This window comes from Rhizobium sp. 05L419 (genome assembly GCF_056397845.1).
In genome coordinates this window covers 20288-41855 of record NZ_JBFTOF010000029.1, presented here as the reverse complement: position 1 = coordinate 41855, position 21568 = coordinate 20288, and the positions used below count along the sequence as shown (strand labels likewise).

Here is a 21568-nt window from a genome sequence, read left to right as displayed (position 1 = left end):
TCGCCGGCTGACAGTGTGCGCGCCAAACGCCGCCTTGACAGCGCGGTGAATGCCGCATCACGGAGCCCAGCATGCAAGAGAAGAGCCAGTCCGCAAACCAGACAATCGCATCCATTGTCGAAGAGATGACCAACCAGGAAAAGGTCGATCTCCTCTCCGGTTTCGGAATGTGGAAGACGGCGGCGGTTCCCGCTTATGGCATCAAGCCGATCGTCATGACCGATGGCACGTACGGGGTGCGGTACTCGATCCCCCAGATCGACAGCGATGAACGCGGCGGCATGGACCTGGATGCGTTCCTATCGGTGGTCAACCAGCGCGCCAGCGATGTCGCCATCGCCTGGGGCGAAATGAAGCCGGCGACGTGTTTTCCGAATGGTTCGGCCATGGGCAACAGCTGGGACGAAGCATTGATGCAGCGGCTTGGCGTGCTGCTTGGCCAGGAGTGCCGTGCGATGGGGGTGCATCTGCTGTTGGGACCCGGCATCAACCTGCGCCGCACGCCTCTTGCCGGACGGTCTTATGAATACTACTCGGAAGATCCTTTTGTCACGGGCAAGCTGTCGGCAGCAGTGATCGAAGGAGTGCAGTCCCAAGGGGTCGGCACATCGCTCAAGCACTTCGCCTGCAACAATTCCGAGGTCGAGCGGACGACAATGGACAGCGTCGTCGAGGAGCGCGCGCTGCGTGAAATTTATCTCAAGGCTTTCGAGATCGCCATCACCCAGGCCAAGCCTTGGACGATCATGTCTTCCTATAACCGCCTGAATGGCGTCCAGGCCTCTGAGGACCCGTGGCTTCTCGACCACGTCCTGCGCAAAGACTGGGGCTTCGAAGGCGTCGTTGTCTCGGACTGGCATGGCATCAAGGACCGTGCTGTGTCGTTGATGGCAGGTGGCGATCTTGACATGCCGGAAAGCCCGCGGCGCAAGGCTGACCTTCTCGCTGCTCTGGACAGTGGCGCAGTTCCGGCGGACACGGCAAACCTGTCGTGCCGGCGCATGCTGGAAATGATCGAGCGATGCAATGAAGGCGCAAAGGCGCCGCTGCCGGTTTACACCGCCGAAGAGCATCACGCCGAAGCGCGTGCCATGGCCGCGGCCTCCATGGTCCTCGTGAAAAACCAGGACGTCTTGCCAATCCGGTCGGACATGCGACAGATCCTTGTGGTCGGTCGTGATGCGGGTACCCCGGTCATTCAGGGGTCCGGCTGCGCGACGACCATCCCCACGATGGTCGATCAGCCGCTGGAGCAGCTGGAACAGGCTCTCGGAGTAGGCCATGCCTTGATTTTCCGCGAGGAAGCGGACGCTGAGACCCTTGAACTGGCGGCGAAGGCCGATCTGGTGTTGGTCTATACCTCAACCGAAGGCGCCTATGACGGTGAAGGTTCGGACAGGACCACGCTTGCGCTTGGCCCCGGTCAGAATGCGATGATCGCCGCCGTCGCGGCAGTGTCGGACAAGGTGGTCGTCGTAATCGCCTGCCCCGACGCGGTGGAAATGCCGTGGGTCGATCAGGTAGGCGCGGTGCTCGTCACTTTCTATTCCGGCCAGGCGATGGGCGGTGCGGTTGCCGACATTTTGACCGGCAAGGTCAATCCATCAGGCAAGCTGTCCGTCACCTTCCCGAAGCGTCTGGCCGAGGTCCCAGGCTTCCTGCATTATCCAGGTGAAAACGGTCGGCACATCTATAGCGAGGGCATCCATGTCGGGTACCGCGCCTACGATCTGCGCGAGATCGAGCCCCTGTTCGCCTTCGGTCATGGATTGAGCTACACGACGTTTGCCTATTCCGACCTGGCGGTATCGTCCTCGGAAATTGGACTTCGCGACGAGATTAGCGTTGCCTTTACGGTGACCAACACCGGTGACCGTTTCGGCGCGGAAGTGGTACAACTCTATTTGCAGGCGCCCGGCAAGCGGTTGAAGCGATCGCCCCAGGAACTCAAGGGTTTTGCCAAGCCCGTTCTTGCGCCGGGAGAAAGCAAGCGGGTTCAGATTTCCGTTAAGGGCTCGGAACTGGCAATCTGGGATCCGACTCTGGGGCGGTGGGTGCTCGAAGGCGTCCATGCGCGGCTCGTCGTTGGCGCTTCGTCGCGCGATCCGCGGCTCGCGGCCGAGCTGAAACTCAGAGCCTCGGTCTTGCCCTTCCGCCGGCTCGCCTACGATACCCAGCCTGCCTACGTGCTCCCGAACGCCATCGCCTGCGAGCACATCTGCGCCTATCTGACAAACCGCTGCAATATTTCGAGAGAGGATGCGATGCGCATGCTCACCCATTGCTCAAACTCGTTCTTCGGCATTTTTACCTCGCTCGAACGTCGCCTCCGACTGTCCATACCGGAAGCCGAGGTTGCCGGCCTGATCGCGGAGATCAACGCGGCGATGGACCAGGCGGAGGCTGAGCTTTGACCTCGACGCAGGATTGGCTGGCGCGACTGGTCGCCCATCCCACCGTCAGTTCCGACACCAACCTGCCGCTAATCGAGGAGATCGAAACCGCGCTTACGAATACTGGCGCGGTTTGCGAACGCTTCTACGATGGCACAGGACAGAAATCGGCGCTTCTGGTCCGCTTGGGACCTGCAACGCACGGGGGGCTGATGCTCTCCGGGCATGTCGACGTCGTTCCGGTCGTCGGGCAGGACTGGACGGTCCCTCCCTTCACATTGACCCGGAATAACGGCAGGCTTTACGGACGCGGCACGACCGACATGAAGGGTTTCGTCGCATCGGCATTGGCGCTGGCAGAGATGATCGATGTAAAAAGCCTGGCTGCGCCACTCTGGCTGGCAATCTCCTATGATGAGGAGATTGGCTGTGTTGGCGTGAGGCCGATGCTCGAAGAGATCGTCGCGCGGGACATCCTGCCCGATCTCATCGTCGTGGGGGAGCCGACATCGATGCAGCTTGGCCTTGGCCACAAAGGCAAGATGGCATTCCAAGTGAAGGCCAAAGGTGTTCCGCGACACTCTGCCGAAGCACCGCTTGCCCTTAACGCGCTCCATATCGCGACCGATTTCATATCAGGCCTGCGGCGGCTGCAGGAAGAAATCGAGGCCCGCGGTCCGCGTGAGCCGGGCTACTCCGTGCCCTATGCAACGGTGCATGTCGGCAAGTTATCGGGGGGAACCGCGATCAACCTCGTGCCAGATCACGCCGAGCTGCTGATGGAATGCCGGATGATGGCGGCCGACGATCCACTTGCTCTCGCCGAGCAGATACGCAAGGCCGGTGCCGCGGCTGTAGAACCCTACCGGGACCGCTTCAGAGAGGCGTCGATCGATATCGAGATAACCGGTAACTATCCGGGCCACTCGGTTGGTGCCGAGCATCCCGTTATTCAGGCCTTTGCTTCCTGTCTGCCAAAGGGAAGCAAGGAGTGCCGGGTCAGCTTTGGCACCGAAGCCGGGCTCTTTGCTCAAGCACTCGACGTGCCAGTGGTGATATGCGGTCCGGGCAGCATGGATCAGGGCCATCGCCCGGACGAATTCATCGACGAATCTCAGCTCGCCGTCTGTGATGGGGTCCTCGCTGCAGCTGCCGCGCGCTTTTGCGCGAGCCGGCGCCCGCTTGCTTCGCATGTGCCAAAGCAGATGCACGGAAAAATGTAATTTACCGAAGCCGTGTTGACGGGAAAAGTAGCTGATGAAGGTTAAACAAACTCAGAGGGTAAAATGAACAACAACGTATCACGCCGTGGTTTCATTAAGACGACCACCGGACTTGCAGCCATCGCAGTGGCGGCTCCGGCTCTTCTCAAGGGTACACGCGCATTTGCCGGGGAAACGTTGGTCGTCCGCGACATGGGCGGTGCTTTCTACGAGGGCTTCAAGGTCGCCTTCTATGACACCTTTACTGCCGAGACGGGTGTCACCATCCAGACCAACACGAATGAGCCGGACCCGATCCCGCAGTACAAGATGGCGATCGATACCGATACCAAGCTGTTCGACGTTGCCCTGATGACACCGGAGCACGTCCTGCGTATCCGCCAGCTCGGCGACCAGTACATGCTGCCGCTCAACATCGAGGTGCCCAACAAGGCTGATTTCACGCCGCACACATTCGAGCCCGATTTTGCCGGCGTCGCGATCTTCGCCCTGGCGATGGGCTATCGCAAGGATACGGTGAAGAGCGTCCCGACCAGCTGGGCCGACTTCTGGAACGTCCAGGGCTTCCAGGGGCGCCGCGGTCTCTGGCGCAGCCCGGTCACCACTCTCGAGATGGCGCTGCTTGCCGATGGCGTGCCGCTCGACAAGCTTTATCCGCTCGACGTCGAGCGTGCGTTCAAGAGCCTCGACAAAATCAAGTCTCACATCAACATCTGGTGGACTTCGGGCGCTCATGCCACGCAGTTGCTGAAGGACGGCGAACTGGACCTGATGTCGACCTGGTCCACGCGTGCTCAGGCTGCCATCAACGCCGGTGCTCCGGCTGGTATCGTTTGGAACGGCGGTCTGTTCAATATTGATGGCTGGACGATCGCCGGCAACACCGAGAAGGCGGATCTCGCCCGAAAGTTCATCGAGTGGTGCCTGGATGCCAAGCGTCAGGCGGCTTACACCGATCTCCTGGCTTGCGGACCGACCAACATGAAGGCCTATGAACACCTGAGCGCGGAAAAGGCCGTCCTGTTGCCTACGGCTCCTGACAATATCAAGGGCCTGACGGTTCTCAACGCCGCATACTGGGCGGAACATCAGGACGAGCTCACCCAACGCTTCGAGCAATGGATCCTGAGCTGATCTCAAGCCGAACAAGTCCACTTGAACTTAAGGCCTCGCCCTCGGGCGCGGCTATCGCTTTGACAAAGGGTGGCCCGGTTTCGCAAGAAGCGGAACGGGCCATTTCAACAAACGGATTCCCCATGGCTGAACTCTCCGCCAACAATACATTCTCTCGGCAGCGCCTGAGGCTCGACAGCCTGTGGCTCTCGACGCCGGGGCTTGTTTACATGGCGCTGTTGCTGATCCTGCCGTCCGGCGCGCTGATCTGGCAGTCCTTCGTCAACCCCAAATCCGGGGCTTTCGATCTGACCGTCTACGAGCAGATGTTCTCGGCCGGGGTCTATGTGAAGGTCCTTGCCAACACCTTCGCCATCTCGGCACAGGTCACCATCGTCTGCCTTCTGGTCGGTTATCCGATCGCCCTCTGGCTGGCCGGCATGCCGGAGCGACGCAGGCGCATGGCCATGTGGCTTGTCCTGTTGCCGTTCTGGGTGAGCCCACTTCTCAAGAACTTCGCCTGGATCGTGCTTCTCGCCCGCAAGGGCATCGTCGCGCAGATGCTGACCGGCATGGGTTTCGATACCGAGCTTAACCTCCTCTATGGCCGTGGCGCCGTGGTGTTCGGCATGGCGCATGCCATGCTGCCGATCGCCATCCTCACCATGCTGCCAACCATGCTGGCCATCGACGGCCGCCTGATGCCGGCGGCCATGACCATGGGAGCGAGCCGCTGCCAGTCCTTTTGGCGCATCTTCATGCCACTTTCGATGCCGGGCGTTGCTGCCGCCGGCCTGCTGATCTTCGTCATGGGTCTCGGTTTCTTTATCACGCCGGCTCTGCTCGGATCGCCCAACGAGACGGTGATCGGCCAGATGATGATCACGCAGGTGCAAAAACTCTTCAACATGCGGCTTGCCGGAGCGCTTGCGGCTCTGCTTCTGGCCGTGACGCTCATCACGATTGCTGTTTATGACCGTTTCTTCGGGATGTCGGCCGTGTCGGGCAACAGTGCGGTTGCAAAACGTGGCGGCATCATCGGTGCGATCGGCGGCTTCATCATCGAGATAGGCGCTGCCGCTAGCGATCTTGTCGCGCGCATGCTGCCGGCACGTCTGGCGCGCGGAGCCTTGACCATCTTCGTCTGGATCGTGATTGCCGTGATGATTGTGCCGGTCCTCGCCTTCCCGCCCATGGCCTTCTCCGGCTCGACCTTCCTCGAATTTCCGCCAAAGAGCTTTTCGCTGCGTTGGTTCGAGGCCTATATCAGCTCTAGCCAGTGGATGGGCGCAACGACGCGATCGGCCGTCATCGCCATCGTAACCGGTGTTCTCGCCACGATCGTTTCCGGCATGGCCGCGTATGGCCTGGCACGAACGCAGCGCAAGGCGGGAGGTCTTATCTTCCTGTCCTTCATGCTGCCGATGATCGTACCCAATATTGTCATCGGCGTGTCGCTGTTCTACGTGCTGGCCAAGGTCGGGTTGATCGCCACCGACACCGGCATCATTCTCGGCCATACGTTGTCAGCAATGCCGATCGTGTTCGTTATTCTCCTCACCACGTTCCGCGGCTTCGACTGGCGTCTTCTGCAGGCAGCGGAGACGCTTGGCGCCAGCCGCTGGCAGCAGATCCGCCTCGTCCTCCTGCCGCTGGTCAAGGGCGGTGCCGTTGCGGCATTCCTGTTCGGCTTGCTGCATTCCTTCGAGGAGCTCACCATCGCGCTGTTCGTCGGTGCGGGCGTCAAGCAGACGCTGCCAAAACAGATGTGGGACGATATCATCCTGAGCATTTCCCCGACTCTGGCTGCGGCCTCGGTCTTCATCGTGGCGGTGGTGACTGTACTCTTCGTCATCGCCGAAAAGGCAAGGCCGCGCTGACATGCGCAGACCTGCCTCTCCCATCACGACCAAAGGAACCACTTTTGATATGTCAGCCGCTTTTGCCAACACGCCGGAATTCAAGCTTCAGGTCCAGGGGCTTGCCAAGCTCTATGGCGAGACAACCGCACTCGATCACGTTGATCTCGAAGTGCGCAAGGGGGAGCTTCTCACGCTTCTCGGACCCTCCGGTTCGGGCAAGACCACCCTCCTGCAACTCATTTGCGGCCTTCAGGAGCCAACGTCTGGTACCGTCGTGATCGACGGCAAGGATCAGACCTACGCGCCGGTCAATAAGCGCGACATTGGTGTCGTTTTCCAGAACTACGCGCTCTTTCCGCATATGACGGTAGCGGAGAATGTCGGTTTCGCTTTGAAGATGCGTAATCTGCCCAAGGCCGAGATCGCCACCAAGGTGGCCAAGTCGCTGGAAACCGTCGGGCTTGCTCACGCGGCCGATCGTTCCCCGTCGCAGCTTTCCGGTGGCCAGCAGCAGCGCGTCGCACTCGCCCGCTGCCTCGTCTACGATCCGGCCATCATCCTGATGGACGAGCCGCTCGGCGCACTCGATGCCAAGCTTCGAGAAGTCATGCAGATCGAGATCAAGCGTATTCACCGCGAGACTGGCGCCACGATCATCTTCGTCACCCACGACCAGCAGGAAGCGCTAGCGCTTTCCGACCGCATCTGCCTGATGAACAACGGTAAGATCACTCAGCTCGGCACGCCGCGGCAGATGTATGATGAACCCGAAAATCTGTTCGTCGCGGATTTCATCGGCGTATCCTCGATCATCCGCGGCACGGTCAAGGCCGGTGCGCTCGATACGGCGATTGGCACGTTGCCGATCGCTTCCGGGGTGCCTGCCGAAGGTGCCAAGGGCGCGCTCGTCGTCCGTCCCGAAATGATTGCGCTTGGCGACGGGTTCTGCGAGGGGCGGGTGCGCGAAACGGTCTATGGCGGTTCCGAACTGCGCGTCATCATCGATATTGGCGAACAGGAAATCATTGCCCGCGCACCGGCCCAGGCGGGCGATGTGGCCGTGGGCTCGACGGTCCGTTTCGGTTGGGCACCGGAGGCCGCCCGCTTCCTCGCAGCCACGGATTGATTCAGGGAGCTGAGCGATGACCGCCTTGCGATTTCTCTATGATTGCGATCCCGGCGCTGACGATGCGCTGGCAATGCTTTTCGCACTCGGTCGGCCCGATGCACTGGACATGATTGCCGTGACCTGCGTTGCCGGTAATGTCGGGCTGGAACCCGTCGTCAATAACGCGAGGCGCATCCTCGAACTGGCCGGGCGGGAGGATATCCCGGTCTATTCCGGTGCTGCGCGGCCGATCATGGCGTCGCGCGGCCGCGTTTCCATCATGCACGGCTCAGACGGCCTTGCCGGCAGCACGCTACCTGCGCCGACTATGCCGCTCGCGGCGGGTCATGCGGCCAATGAAATCGCGCGGATCGCGCGGTCGGAACGAAAACTGCATATCTGTGCGACCGGGCCGTTGACCAATCTGGCGCTGGCGCTGCGTCTCGATCCGGAACTGCCGGAATACGTCAGCGCTATTACTATCATGGGCGGCGCAGCATTCTGCCCCGGCAACACCACGCCGCTCGCCGAATTCAACTTTGCCGTCGATCCACATGCCGCAGCGATAGTCTTCGACAGCGGCATTCCGATCACTATGCTCGGTCTCGACGTCACGCGTCAGGCGGCTGTCAGCGAGGATATGATCCTTCAGGTGCAGGCGATTGGCACTCCCGTTGCACAGGAAGCAGCGCACCTGCTGATCAATTATGGCTCGATGGATCCGTGCCTCCATGATCCTGCGGCAATCGCATGGATGCTGATGCCCGAAATTTTCGAGGCCGTGCGCGCGCATGTCTCCATTTGTACCGATGCCGGGCCGGCCGCCGGACAAGTGGTGGCAGCTGTCAGCGACCGACATCTCGGAGGAAAATTACCGAACTGCTCGATCGTCGTGGGCGTCGATGCGAAGGTATTTCGGCAGTCGTTCGTGAGCGCACTTAGGGAATAGCGCCCGTCAAGATGCTGCGGTCATGTTCATAATTTGCCGACATCGGTGGATCTTGCTTTGTTCACCTGGCCGGCTCAAGCAGTTCCGCAGGGTTGCCACCCGTTACGACAGAACGCGAATTTCCTTCGAAGCGTTCCTTTCACTGGCCCGCAAAAATCTGGCTGCCGGACTTCGCGGAGCGCCTTTCGTTCACCTCTCGCTCTGCGACGGCAAAGCTTCCGCCGACTGATGAAATCAGTGAGCTTGGCCCATGGATTTTGATGTGCCGTGACGCCTGCTTCTTGCATTCAGGATCATGATTGATCCGATAGTCCACGCCGGATGCACCTCTTGATTACTTGATGAGTTCTGGCCACGACGCTTTCTCTTGAAAGAGCCTGTCGACAAGCGCGAGTATCTGCACAACGAAGAGCCACTCCAGTTTTCGCTCAACTGACATGGCGTTTGGCTGAAATCGCTTGTAAGCCCACCATCGCTTAGCGACTGGAACCTTCGGCCCATCTGAAGGCAGTGACGTGAAGACAGTCGTTATCGTTTCATCGCCGAAATCCGCGACGACCTCAGATGCGACTACCTCCATACGTTCTCGATCTTCATCGTTGAAGTGGGATGATGATCCTGGTTGTTGCCTATCGTTTTCGCCAGGTCGCAACCCTGATGACGCGCAAAATGAGGCGGCTCGGGTAAGCCGTGCTGGAGAAGACTTGTTGTTCCGCCACGGTGAAGTCCGATTGCTTGACGAGGGTGGAAGCGACACCTGATTGCGGATTGCGATCGAAGCGGGCAAAGTTCGAGGAAGCGACCCGCAAACGCAACCGGTACCCTTTCCTGAACAGCCGGCTGATATGCCCGAGGCTTGCGGCAGCCGCTTGACGAGAAGACCACGCAAGAGAGAGGATGTAAACAAATGACATCGCAAACGAAAGCGCCGGACTTCGGGCTGGCCGGGAAAGTGACTTTGGTAACGGGAGCGAGCCGCGGGATCGGGCGGGCATGCGCCATTGCCTGCGCGGCTGCCGGGTCGGATATGGTCGTTGGCTTGCGCGACATCTCGGCGTCATCAGACTTGATCGAGGAGCTCGAAGCAACAGGCCGCAAGGTACTGGCCGTGAAGCTCGATATCTCGAACCGTGACCAGATTGCGGTCGCAGTAGAGGAGGCCCTCAAGGTCTTCGGGAAAATCGATGTTCTTATCAACAACGTCGGCGTTGCGCCGGGCAACCTGGCAGAGCTTGTCGAGGAAGCCGACTTGGATCAAATCCTCGACGTCAACATCAAGGGCACATTCCTCATGACGCAGGCCGTTGCCCGCCACATGATTGAACGCAAAGCTGGAAGGATCATTAACATCAGCTCACAGGCAGGTACGGTGACTCTTCGTGGTGAAGCGATCTACTGCATGAGCAAAGCGGCGATCAATCATTTGACGCGGTGTCTCGCCGGCGAATGGGCAATGTACGGCATAACGGTCAATACGGTCGCGCCGACGTTCATTTGGACAGATGGGACGAGGCCGGCACTGGCCGACCCGGATTTCTACAAACACACTGTCGGGCACATACCGCTCGGACGTATTGGCGACACAGATGACGTCATCGGTGCCGTGGTTTTCCTGGCGTCACCAGCCGCAGCCCTCATCACCGGAACAAATCTTCTGGTCGACGGCGGCTGGTCGGTGGCTTAACCTGAGCACAGTGTGAGAAGAGCGGCTCCCATGTTCGCTTGGGGGCATGGCAAGTGAGAATGCGTCAGCCATTCCATCCGTTCTCCCTTCCAATCGGACCACCATAGCCACCTTTTGGATCCGCCGGTTCGGCAGCCTCAGCCACTAGGCTCGCGTTCAAAGTCGAATATGCTTTGGGTTGCAAGCGCCGCCGCGCCACGGGCCCAGGAATTCTGCACCCAGTCGGTTACCATTTGTGGCTTTGAAAAGAAGACGAATTCCTCCATTGCCCTGCGGATCGGCTCAAGAAGCGCTTCACCGAACTGCACCGCCTCTCCACCGACCACGATGATTTCCGGATCAAACAGGTTGACCACATCGGCAAGATGCCGGCCAATTCGCGATCCGCTGTCCTCAAGGATGGAAAGCGCCATTCGATCGCTCGCCGCCACCGCGGCGGCGAAGTCCGCGCGCGAAATCTCTTGCCCGGTCTGTCTCTGCCATTCAGCCAGCATGTAAGCCTCCGAAGCATGGGCCATCAGACAGCCATGCCGGCCGCATTCGCAAAGCCGACCGTTCAGGACGGAGGTGATGTGGCCCAACTTCCCGGCGGCGCTATGGCTGCCATGATAGATTTCGCCCTTGATGACAAGGGAACAACCGATGCCGGTGCCGATGGCGAGGGCGGCAAAATTGTGATGGTCGCGGCCGACGCCAAACAGCCGCTGGGCGACGGCAAACGCATTGACGTCGTCGTCGATCCAGACCGGCACATGGACGCTTTCGGCCAGCATCTCGGCAAAGGGCAGGTCCTTCCAGCCAAAGCGTGGGCTCTGCAGGCAGGTGCCGGTGGCGGGGTCAATCTCGCCTGGTATCGACACGCCGATGCCACGAATTTCATGTTCCTGTCGGTTGGCCTGCAAGAGCAGGCGAGGAATCGTCGCGGCAATGGTCTCGATCATGCCTTCAGGGGTCGTGTCCGCGACGTTTGCCTCCAGGGTGGCGAGTGGCGTTGTCGCGAGATCGGTGAGTACGCACTCGATGTTGTAGCGATTAAGCTTGAAGCCGAGCGCCAGATGGGCCTGATAGTTGATATCAACCGGCACGGGTCTGCGGCCGCCTGCGGTGCCGGAGATGGTCTCACGCTCGACTACGAGTGCTTCCTCCATCAGCTCTGCCGTAACGAAGGTCACCGCCGCCGGACTCAGCCCCGTGATGTGAGCCATTTCGGCGCGCGAAATCGGCCCGCGGTTCCGCAGCAGGTTCAGGATCAGGCGGCGGTTGAGCGCGCGAGACGTGCTAGCGTTTCCTCTCACTTCATTTCCTCGTTAATTTATTTCGTAAATTAATTATTGCCTCATCCTTGAAACTAGTCTACGTTCGGGTCATTGGCAATCGAGGAGAATGCCGCTCGCGGGGATTAATTCGATCCTTGCGCGCTTTCACAGAGTTTACCGCATTAGCCACGTCAGGGCGGCATGTGCCCTGCGAAGGCGAAGCTTTGTCTGGGAGGAGAAGTGCGATGAAAGACCTGATGACTTTGGTTGCTTGTGCAGCCCATTCGCGACGCAAATTCATGATAGGCGCTGGCACCGCGTTGGCAGGCATGGCGCTTGGGTGTCCTGCCGTTGCACAATCAAAAGAACTGACAATTATCTCAAACATCGGCAACGCCTCGCAGCGGGAGGTTTTGCAGCGCATCGCAAGCGAATACGAGAAGGCAAGCGGCGTCAAGGTGACCATCAACAACATGGATCACGAAGCCCACAAGACAGCGATCCGCAGCTATCTCGTGGTCGGAGCGCCCGACATTTGCTTCTGGTTTTCGGGCAACCGCATGAAGGCCTTTGTTAAGCGCGGACTGTTCGACGACATTTCCGATCTGTTCGAGCGCGAGAACTACAAGAGCGTCCTCGGCCCGTCGACCGGCGCGGTCACGGTCGATGGCAAGCAATACGGCCTGCCGCTCGGCGGTCTGCTCTGGGGTATGTACTATCGCAAGGACGTCTTTGCTGAGAAGGGATGGACCGCGCCGAAGACCATCAACGAACTGCTGGCACTCGGCGAACAGGCGAAGGCGGCAGGTATGGTTCCGGTCAGCATAGGCACCAAGGAAATGTGGCCCGCAGCCGGCTGGTTCGATCACATGAACCTTCGCATCAACGGCCTGGAAAAGCATATCGCCCTCATGGACGGCCAGATGTCCTATACCGACACGGCGTTGACGCCAGTGTTCGACGCTTTTGAAGGACTGATCAAGGCGGATCTCTTCAGTCCGAACCACACGTCCTTCGGCTGGGAGCAGGCCGCGGCTGCACTTGCGCAGAAGAAAGCGGCGATGATGGATCTCGCCGGTTTCATCAAATACGGGTTTCCGGAGGATCAGGTCGACCAGATCGCGTTTGCCCCATTCCCGGAGATCACTGCCGGTGTGGCGCGCTACGAGGACTTCGCTCTCAACTCGGTCCACGTACCGAAGAACGCGAAGAACAAGGAAGGCGCGCGTGACTTCCTCGCCTATTTCTACAAGCCTGAAAATCTGTCCGCCTTCCTGGAGACGGAAAGTGCCGTGCCGCCGCGCAGCGATTGCCCGCCGAGCAAGGATCCGCTTGTAAACACTGCTGTGGAATCGTTGAAGACGGTCGTGGGCTMCGCCCAATACTACGACCGCGATACGGATCCTGACATGGCGTTGGAAGGGCTTAAGGGCTTCCAGGAATTCATGGTCAAACCGGACCGGCGCGACCAGATTCTGGAGCGGCTGGAAGCCACGCGAAAGCGCATCTTCAAGTCCTGATCCGCAGTCGCTGCGGTCACGCGCCCTCCCTATGCTGGCCGCATTCCGGACAGGGTTGTGTCTTCAACGCACTCCTGTCCGGATACTTGCGAGGCCAAGAGGCAAAAATCCGCAGGTAGCCGAACACCGATCTTAGAAAGTAGAAAGAGATGTCCAGCTTCTGGCGACGCCACCGCTATTGGATGGCTCCTACCTTGTTTATCCTACCCGGCGCGGTTCTGTTCGGGGTCGTGATCATCATAGCCTCGATCCAGACGGTCTGGGTCTCATTCTTCGACTGGGACGGCGTCGGTCCCATGCAGTGGGTAGGCCTTGCCAACTACGCCCAGCTCATCGATGATCCGCAATTCTACGTCTCGCTCAAGAACAACCTGATCTGGCTCGGCATGTTCATGCTGGCGCCGCCGATTGGTCTGGCACTGGCGCTGCTGCTCAACCAGCCGATCAAAGGCATGCGCATCATGAAGTCACTTTTCTTCGTGCCGCTGGTCTTAGCCTCGGTGACGGTTGGGGTTGTTTTCACCTGGGTCTACGATCCGAGCTTCGGTCTGCTTTCGCTGATCTTTGGCTCTTTCGGGGCAACCGCACCAGCACTGCTGTCGGATGAGCATTTCGTCACATTCGCTGTCGTCGTAGCTGCTCTTTGGCCGCAGATCGCCTTCTGTCTGGTCCTGTTCCTCGCAGGTCTCAACAATTTGAGCGAGGATCTGATCGGTGCCGGGCGGGTCGATGGTGCCCGTGGCTGGCCGATGCTCTGGCACGTCGTATTGCCGCAATTGCGAGAAGTCAGTTTCATCGCGCTGGCGGTGACCGTTATCGGCGCGCTTCGTTCCTTCGACATGGTCGCGGTCATGACCTCGGGCGGCCCGTTCGGTTCGTCCACCGTGCTCGCCTACCAGATGTATGAGCAGTCCATCTTCTCCTATCGCTTTGGATATGGAGCCGCCATCGCTACCGTGCTCTTCGTCATCATGGCCGCCTTTATCGCCTGGTACCTGCGCACGTTGCTCAAGCCGGAACAGGAGAGTGCCTGATGTATCCGCGTCCGATCCCCGAAGAATCATCCTGGCATCGTGCTGCTTATGCCGGCATGGTCGCGCTCATCCTGATCCTTTGGCTCGTACCTTTGATGGCAGTGGTGGCTACGTCCATGCGTTCGTTCCAGGAAGTGATGGCGGGCAACTACTGGGGCTGGCCGAAGAGCTTCAACTTCGTCGAAAACTACATGGCCGTTTTCACGCAAACGGCCATGGCGCGCTATTTCCTCAACAGCATTATCATCACGCTGCCATCCGTGCTCGGTGTGCTGATCCTTTCCACGCTCACTGGCTACGTGCTCTCGCGCTATCGCTTTCGCGGGGCCAACCTGATGTTCGCGCTCTTCGTTGGCGGCAACTTCCTGCCGGCCCAAATCATGATGATCCCGGTCCGTGACCTGATGGTTTCGATCGGTCTCTACGACACCTATTTCGCGCTGATTGTCTTCCACATCGCTTTCCAGACCGGCTTTGCGACGCTGTTCATGCGCAATTTCATCGCAGCACTTCCTGATGAGCTGTTCCAGGCGGCCCGAGCCGAAGGCGCTTCGCCGGGGCAGACGCTGATCCATGTCATCCTGCCGCTTGTTCGCCCGGCTCTCGCGGCTCTCGCGATCCTGACCTTCACCTTCGTCTGGAACGACTATTTCTGGGCGATCGTGCTGACGCAGAGCGATGCGGTGAAACCGGTGACCGCCGGCCTCAGCAACCTGCGGGGCGAATGGGTCTCAGCATGGAACCTCGTGGCGGCCGCCACAATCATGGTCGCGATCCCCCCCGTCGTGATGTTCTTCCTCATGCAACGCCACTTCATCGCCGGCCTGACGGTCGGTGCGGTGAAAGGCTGACGCACAAAGATCAAAGGATGGCACAAATGGCCAGCGTAGAAATCCGAAATGTCCAGAAGCACTATGGCAGCTTCCATGCGCTCAATGACATCAATCTTACGATCGAAGAGGGCGAATTCGTCGTCATGGTCGGCCCTTCCGGCTGTGGTAAGTCCACGCTCTTGAAGACGATCGCAGGCCTGGAGACCGTGACCTCAGGCCAGTTGCGGATCAAGGATCGGGACGTGACCAAACTTGAGCCCGGCGATCGCGGGATCGCCATGGTCTTCCAGTCCTATGCGCTCTATCCCCACATGACCGTGGCGCAGAACATGGGCTTCGGACTTCGCATGGCCGGGCGGCCGAAGGTGGAAATCGATGCGGCCGTTGCGCGGGCTGCAAAAATCCTGCGGCTGGAGGAGCAACTCGAGAAAAAACCGAAGCAAATGTCCGGCGGCCAGCGCCAGCGGGTGGCCATCGGCCGAGCCATCACCCGCTCGCCGGACGTCTTCCTGTTCGACGAACCGCTCTCCAATCTCGATGCCGCTCTTCGCACGCAAATGCGTGTTGAGCTTTCGACGTTGCACGCCGAACTTGGTTCGACGATGATTTATGTGACGCATGACCAGGTCGAAGCCATGACAATGGCGAGCCGCATCGTCGTCCTCAATCGCGGACGCATTGAGCAGGTCGGTGCGCCGCTCGATCTCTACAGCAACCCTGCCAATCTGTTCGTCGCGGGGTTCCTCGGCGCGCCGCGCATGAACTTCGTGACTGGTAGGGTGGTGGAGTCCCGGGGCAGGAGCGCAAGGATTACCTGTGCCGGCGGGCTGAGCGTGGCATTCGACGATCTTGCACAACCGGCTGCCGCGGGCGAAACGGTCACACTCGGCATTCGTCCCGAAAAACTCTGCATCGATGATGCAAGATCAGCCGTAACCTTCGGCGGACAGGTGCGGCTCACTGAATATCTTGGCCGCGAGACCATCGTCTATGTCGATGCCGGCGAACTTGCCACCACCGGCTCGGACAGCGGAACCAGCGTCTTTACCGTGCAGATTGGCGATATACGTCCCTTCCAGATCGCGGCGCCCGTCTCAGTCGGCCTTGTCCCGAGTGATGTCTACCTCTTCGCGGCAGACGGGCGAACCATCAGCTCTCCCAAGCCCGTTGCAAGTCTCTGAATATAGGAAATCATTGAAAATGAAGCGTATTGCTCCGGCGCCCCTTTCTGTATGGCGCCCTCTCAACCTCGACGATTTTTTGCTCGGCGCGCCGCATTATCCGGAGCATGTCGATGAAAGCTTTTGGCGGCACGACGCCGAGCGCATGGCTGACGCCGGCTTCAATGTCGTGCGGCTTGGCGAATTTGCCTGGCACATACTGGAGCCGCGCGAGGGTGTGTTCGACTTTTCGCTCTTCGACAAGGCGATCACCATTTTGGGCGCTCGTGGCATCAAGACGATCTTCTGCACACCGACTGCGACGCCGCCGCGGTGGCTGACCGGGACCTATCCGGAAGTGCTGCGCGTGGACGTGAACGATCGTGTCGCAACTCATGGCTCGCGCCAGCATGCCGACACCAACAGCCCTGTCTACCGTATGCACAGCCGCCGGATTACCGAAGCGCTTGCCAACCACTACTGCGACAATCCGCACGTCGTTGGCTGGCAGACCGACAACGAGCTGAACACGACGTCATCGACCTCCTATTCCGAAGCGACTGAACGAGAATTCCGGCGATATCTCCGGGATCGCTACGAGACGATCGACGCGCTCAATTTTGCTTGGGGCGGAAATTTCTGGGCGACGGCCTACGACAATTTCGACCAGATCACCGCGCCGCGCGCCCACAATCCCGGCTTTCCGAGCCCCGGCCATTTCCAAGACTACCATCGCTTCCTCGCGCATGCGACGGCGGCCTTCCAGCACGACCAGGTGGAAATCCTGCGCCAAACCAATCCGGACTGGTTCATCTTCCACAATCTCGGACGGTTGGAGGATATCGACTTCCGCGGCCAGTTCGGCCAGGACCTCGACTTTATCGGCTTCGATATCTATCCAATGCTCTATGACGAGATGCGTCGCACTGGCGGGCATGCGGCGACGCAGGCGCTGCATCTCGACGTCTGCCGCGCCTATAGTGGCAATTTCATCGTCCCGGAGCAGGCCTCGGGCTTTGGCAGTCAGCCGGGTTTTTCTACCATGACCCCTGAGCCGGGCGAGATGCGTCGCATGGCACTGAGCTCGGTGGCGCGCGGCGCAGACGGCTTGATGTTCTTCCGCTGGCGCCCGGCGCACTATGGTGCCGAAATCTACTGGATGGGCATTCTTGACCACGATGACGTGCCGCGACGGCGTTACCAGGAAGTGATGGAATTCGCGGCCGACATTGCCAAGATCAAGAAGGATCTGCTGGGGACGACCGTGCGGATGGATGTCGCCATCGCTGGTGCCGACTTCGACAATCAGGAAGCATACAAGACCTATCCGATGGGCATGCCAAGCCCATTCGAAGATGCGGTTCACCTGCACCGCTATTGCCATTCCAAGGGCATTGCGTGTGGGTTCATCCATCCCGAGGACGATCTTTCGCGGATCAAGCTGCTCTATGTTCCGCATTGGGTGATGTGGAAGCCTGAGTGGAGCGCAAACGTCGAGACCTTCGTCAAGAGCGGTGGCACGCTGGTGATCGGTGCAATGACCGGAACACGGGATGAGCACAATCACATTCCCACTGTACTGGCGCCTGGCCAAAGCCTCTCCGAACTCTGCGGCGTTCGTGTCGAGGAATTCGGCCGCGTCGTCGAACCCGGTGCCGACGGATTGTTCGGTCTCCATGGCACGGAATTCGGACTGCACAATCCAGCGATGCGACTGCCGGCGAGCTCCTCCGAGCGACGCTATAGGTTTGTGCTCGGCAACCGGGAACACGAGGCCGCACATCTCTACGAACTGCTCGATCTGGATGGCGATGTCGAGGTGCTGGGTCGTTGGAGCAATCGCTTCACCAGCGGACGCGCCGCAATCACCAACCGCAAGGTGGGCGTAGGAAATGCTATCTACATGGGCACCTACCTAACGGAATCGCTGGTGGAGGGATTGGCTGACCTGCTCTTTGCCCGTGCCGGAATATCGCCGCTGGTCGCGGATCTGCCCGAGAATGTGGAGGTAACGATTCGCGAATCCGACGACAGCAAGTTGCTTTTCGTACTCAACACGGACGAAGCAACGGTTGAAGTCTCGTCCCTGCCGTCGGGCGTCGATCTGTTGAGCGGAAAGGACGTCCATGGTCACCTTTCCCTTGGACCGCATGGCTGCGCTATCATACGCTTCTAAGCTATTTAAGGTGAGGCTGGAACGACAGGATGGTTTAGTCATGGCAGTGCCAAGTTGGCGCCTCGCGGGACCGGCAACTGCATACCAGCCTTAGGCGCGGCAATTGCCACGCAGATTTGGTGGGCAGTCGCAACAAAACCAAATAAAACCGAACACACTGACGACTAAGCTTGGGCTATCTTCACTGGGAGATCCAAAGGAGTCCCCCCGTGTCAACGCAAGCCCGCAACTGCAAACCTATTCTGGTCTTTCTGCCCAACGGCGCAGCCCATGTGATCGTAAAAAAATTGGCGGAATACAGTTATCAAGCCATCGCCGTATCGACCGTCCCGGAGCTTTTCGACGCGCTGCGATCTGAGCGGTATTCTCTTGCAATCGCCACCCGGCCCGATATCGATATCGTACGCAACATCCAGTCTATCCCCGTCGTCAATCTTGAGGTCTTTTTCCATTCCGAGCCGGCCACCAGCGGATCTATAGCGACTTCGAAACGGTTCAATGGAACAGCCTTTATAGACCGCATCAAGATACTCGCCGACCCCGAGGCAGATGCGCGACGTGGAGCTTTCCAGATCGGCGCTACGTCGCAGCGGCCGACCGGCGTGTCGCGTACAGCGCGGTTATGGTCGGTGATCAAAGGACGGCTCTCCTTGCCAAACACAGTATCCGTGGGAGACTGACCTTGCTTCGCGCTCCAACTCAACTGTGCGATGTCGCCAGACCGATTTCGGCAGGCGCAGCCGTTAGCAAGGGCAAGGTTCCCAGGGACGCTGTTCAGAGAGCCCGAATGTGCCAAACACGTCGGAGCTGGGCAAATCGCCTCCTGAAAAACGCGGTACCGGACCACGAACTACTTCTCTTTTTGGGGTGTCTCATCATGCTCTGGATGATCGGTGCTGCTTCAGCAAGCGGTTACGCTCTGACGGCAGTCTTCCTGCTTGTGGCAGCCGGGCGACTGGTGAGGAAAGCGACAGACGGGTTTGCGACAACATTGCCGAAACGATCTATCGTTGCGCACTGTGCGGTTACGCTCGGGTCGGTCCTGTTCTTCACTCTGATGGCGGCCAGGGCGTGCTATATCGTGGCGATACTGATCGACGCCGGTGATAATGATGGCACGTTGCTTGTCTCGAACAGCGCACACTGACCCCAAGGGGCCGCGTGACCAACGGCGAACCTACGATCTTGCGCTGCGGTTGCAACAAAACGTAACATTTCCTAATAACTTTTTACAATCAAAGTCGCTATGACGAACCGATGAGCGAGACGCTGAGCCGAAAGATACGCAGGTTAGGTGACATCGTTGCTGGATGATGCAATTCTTTCACGAACTTTACGGCGGACAATGGCGTACGACATGACGGTGCCGGAGCAGGTGCAAATTCTCATCGTCGAGGATGATGATGATATCGCTGGAATGCTGGTTGACCTCGTCAAGTCAAGCGGTTTTCGGGCCACGTCTGCCGCGAATGCTGTCGAGATGGACCGGATACTGGCGCGCTCGTCTTTTGACCTGATCCTGCTTGACGCGATGCTGCCGGGTGAGGATGGCTTTAGCATCTGCAGGCGTCTTCGCTCGTCCGGGAAAACGCCAATTTTAATGCTCACCGCTCTTAAAGAGGACATCGACCGCATTCTTGGCCTCGAACTGGGCGCCGATGACTACGTAACCAAACCGTTCAACTCGCGTGAATTGATGGCGCGTGTCAGAAACATCCTGCGCCGTTCCACAAACGCCAGTCAGCAGGACGATGAAGACCTTGGGGCGATGTCTTTTTCGGGATGGCGTATTGATCCGAGGAGCCGGCAGCTATTTGACGCGGATGGCGCACAAGTCTCCATGACGACAGCCGAGTTCGATCTTTTGTGGGCGTTTTGCCGCAACCCGAATAAGGTGCTGACGCGGGAACAACTGCTATCAATGACMCACGCCGGCGCCGCCGGCCCGGTCGAACGCAGTATTGACGCACATATTAGCCGCGTCCGCCAGAAAATAGAACCAAACCTGAAAGATCCGACATTTATTAAAACCGTGCGACTTGGCGGATACTTGTTCGCCTCCCGGGTCGATCGGCTCGCCTGACCCGCGCTTTGCGTAGGGCTTGGCTGACTGCGCGGGACGGTTCAGCGCAAAAACCTGTATTGAGCCAGCACGCCACTGCACTCGCCGAGCTAGCGCTGGCCAATGCCAGCTTAATCGCTGCCTGCGATTAGCAGCGAACATTTCTGAACAATATCGAACACCCCGCAACGCGACTTCCGTTAACGATGCATCCAGCCGACTGTCACCCAACTCACCATTCTTAACGGCTGGAGCCATAGAAATTGAAATTCACCTTCACGATGAGCGCGGCGCTTTTTGCCGCTTGTTCAACGCTTGCAGCCTGCACGACCGCTGATCCCACCGTTTATGCAGGCCTGACATCGGCCTCTCAGCTTCGACCTAACACAGAAGATAAAAGCGGAAAGGTGCCTTACCGATACGTGGGTGATGCAGATTGGCGGCAGTATAACCGGGCCATCATCGATCCCGTCACGATCTATCGTGGCCCGGACGACCAGTTTGTCAAGGTAACGGATCAAGAGAAAGCCTTGCTGGCCGCCTACATGCATACGCAGTTCAAGGAGAAGCTGAAGTCGCGCTTCGCTGTCGTGACCTCGCCCGCCGCCGGCTCATTGCGCATTCATTTGACTTTGACCGGCGCCAAGACCACCACGCCGGTGCTGGGCCGTTCTCTCATATTGATGTTGGTGGCGGGGTTTACAACGTAGTGCAGGCTGCGCGCGACAAAGAAGGTTTATTGACAGGCTCGGTCAGCTATGCAGTGGAGATTTATGATGCAACCGATAACCGTCTCTTGTCAGCCTATGTGACCAAACAGTATCCCAATGCGTTGAATGCCGGCGCGAGCTTCGGAGCCTTGTCAGCTTCCAAGGTTGGGATCCGAAAGGGTGCGGATGCGTTGCTTGCACAGTTCACGCGATAGGCACGCGGTGCGCGTAAAAGGAGGGCAGCCGCTCGAAGCTCTCCCGGCAATTATCCACGGCCGACGTGCAAAGCCATGGCCTGCCTGCACGGGGAGAAGTCATGGCCGCTCTATCGACAGGCGTAATTTACGCAACTGGGTAAGCAACTGCCACCAAACACAACGCTGCTGAACTCATAGGATCGTCGCGATCCTCACATGGGATCGCGAATGGTGCTGGTTGTGGACGAATTGAAGCGAAGACGGGCCGAGATCGGTCCGCGGATTGAG

Annotated in this window: 16 protein-coding genes and 2 pseudogenes; 17 read left to right on the top strand and 1 reads right to left on the bottom strand. The window is 59.1% G+C overall.

The window, feature by feature from the left end; all coding sequences use genetic code 11:
• Positions 1-71 precede the first annotated feature (71 nt).
• From AC1DMK_RS26400 to AC1DMK_RS26365, 8 genes and pseudogenes are all read left to right on the top strand, one after another.
• Positions 72-2414, top strand: a complete 2343-nt coding sequence (locus tag AC1DMK_RS26400; protein ID WP_477863282.1) for a glycoside hydrolase family 3 C-terminal domain-containing protein — start codon at positions 72-74, stop codon at positions 2412-2414.
• On the top strand, positions 2411-3616 hold the full coding sequence (argE, locus tag AC1DMK_RS26395) for an acetylornithine deacetylase (RefSeq protein ID WP_477863280.1): 1206 nt from the start codon (positions 2411-2413) through the stop codon (positions 3614-3616). The genes AC1DMK_RS26400 and argE overlap by 4 nt, the downstream gene beginning before the upstream one ends.
• Positions 3617-3679: 63 nt before the next feature.
• The gene (locus tag AC1DMK_RS26390) at positions 3680-4750 is read left to right on the top strand and encodes an ABC transporter substrate-binding protein (RefSeq protein WP_477863278.1); all 1071 of its coding nucleotides are present in this window, start codon (positions 3680-3682) and stop codon (positions 4748-4750) included.
• Positions 4751-4872: 122 nt separating this feature from the next.
• Positions 4873-6609 (top strand): ABC transporter permease subunit, encoded by a 1737-nt coding sequence (locus tag AC1DMK_RS26385; RefSeq protein WP_477863276.1) that lies wholly within the window; start codon positions 4873-4875, stop codon positions 6607-6609.
• A 49-nt stretch (positions 6610-6658) separates the two neighbouring features.
• Entirely contained in the window at positions 6659-7717 is a 1059-nt protein-coding gene (locus AC1DMK_RS26380) for an ABC transporter ATP-binding protein (RefSeq protein WP_477863274.1), read from the top strand.
• A gap of 16 nt (positions 7718-7733) precedes the next feature.
• Entirely contained in the window at positions 7734-8648 is a 915-nt protein-coding gene (locus AC1DMK_RS26375) for a nucleoside hydrolase (RefSeq protein WP_477863272.1), read from the top strand.
• Between the two features lie 70 nt (positions 8649-8718).
• Positions 8719-8830 (top strand): annotated as a pseudogene (locus AC1DMK_RS26370) (IS5 family transposase); the annotation flags it as partial.
• A 725-nt stretch (positions 8831-9555) separates the two neighbouring features.
• Positions 9556-10332, top strand: coding sequence for a glucose 1-dehydrogenase (locus tag AC1DMK_RS26365; protein WP_037060360.1), 777 nt, complete (start codon positions 9556-9558; stop codon positions 10330-10332).
• A 137-nt stretch (positions 10333-10469) separates the two neighbouring features.
• Here AC1DMK_RS26365 and AC1DMK_RS26360 read toward each other — a convergent pair whose 3' ends face one another.
• Positions 10470-11627, bottom strand: a complete 1158-nt coding sequence (locus tag AC1DMK_RS26360; RefSeq protein ID WP_477863270.1) for an ROK family protein — start codon at positions 11625-11627, stop codon at positions 10470-10472.
• A 206-nt stretch (positions 11628-11833) separates the two neighbouring features.
• Here AC1DMK_RS26360 and AC1DMK_RS26355 point away from each other — a divergent pair, with 206 nt between their 5' ends.
• The 9 genes and pseudogenes from AC1DMK_RS26355 to AC1DMK_RS26315 all read left to right on the top strand — a co-directional run bounded on the left by AC1DMK_RS26355 (position 11834) and on the right by AC1DMK_RS26315 (position 21298).
• Positions 11834-13108 carry an ABC transporter substrate-binding protein gene (locus tag AC1DMK_RS26355; RefSeq protein ID WP_477863268.1) on the top strand — a complete coding sequence of 425 codons (1275 nt, stop codon included), beginning with the start codon at positions 11834-11836 and terminating at the stop codon, positions 13106-13108.
• Positions 13109-13257: 149 nt separating this feature from the next.
• A complete protein-coding gene (locus tag AC1DMK_RS26350; protein ID WP_477863266.1) occupies positions 13258-14142 on the top strand; it encodes a carbohydrate ABC transporter permease in 885 nt (294 codons plus the stop codon).
• Positions 14142-14993: a carbohydrate ABC transporter permease gene (locus tag AC1DMK_RS26345; RefSeq protein ID WP_477863264.1), complete on the top strand. Its 852-nt coding sequence runs from the start codon at positions 14142-14144 to the stop codon at positions 14991-14993. Before AC1DMK_RS26350 ends, AC1DMK_RS26345 begins: the two co-directional genes overlap by 1 nt.
• 26 nt (positions 14994-15019) lie before the next feature.
• On the top strand, positions 15020-16156 hold the full coding sequence (locus AC1DMK_RS26340; RefSeq protein WP_037060354.1) for an ABC transporter ATP-binding protein: 1137 nt from the start codon (positions 15020-15022) through the stop codon (positions 16154-16156).
• A gap of 19 nt (positions 16157-16175) precedes the next feature.
• On the top strand, positions 16176-18311 hold the full coding sequence (locus tag AC1DMK_RS26335; RefSeq protein ID WP_477863262.1) for a beta-galactosidase: 2136 nt from the start codon (positions 16176-16178) through the stop codon (positions 18309-18311).
• Positions 18312-18520: 209 nt separating this feature from the next.
• Positions 18521-18991 carry a hypothetical protein gene (locus AC1DMK_RS26330; protein ID WP_477863260.1) on the top strand — a complete coding sequence of 157 codons (471 nt, stop codon included), beginning with the start codon at positions 18521-18523 and terminating at the stop codon, positions 18989-18991.
• A 197-nt stretch (positions 18992-19188) separates the two neighbouring features.
• Positions 19189-19458 (top strand): hypothetical protein, encoded by a 270-nt coding sequence (locus AC1DMK_RS26325; RefSeq protein WP_477863258.1) that lies wholly within the window; start codon positions 19189-19191, stop codon positions 19456-19458.
• Positions 19459-19656: 198 nt separating this feature from the next.
• Complete coding sequence (locus AC1DMK_RS26320; RefSeq protein ID WP_477863312.1) at positions 19657-20394, top strand: response regulator; 738 nt, start codon at positions 19657-19659, stop codon at positions 20392-20394.
• 260 nt (positions 20395-20654) lie between these two features.
• A pseudogene (locus tag AC1DMK_RS26315) lies at positions 20655-21298 on the top strand (DUF3313 domain-containing protein).
• Positions 21299-21568: the final 270 nt, after the last annotated feature.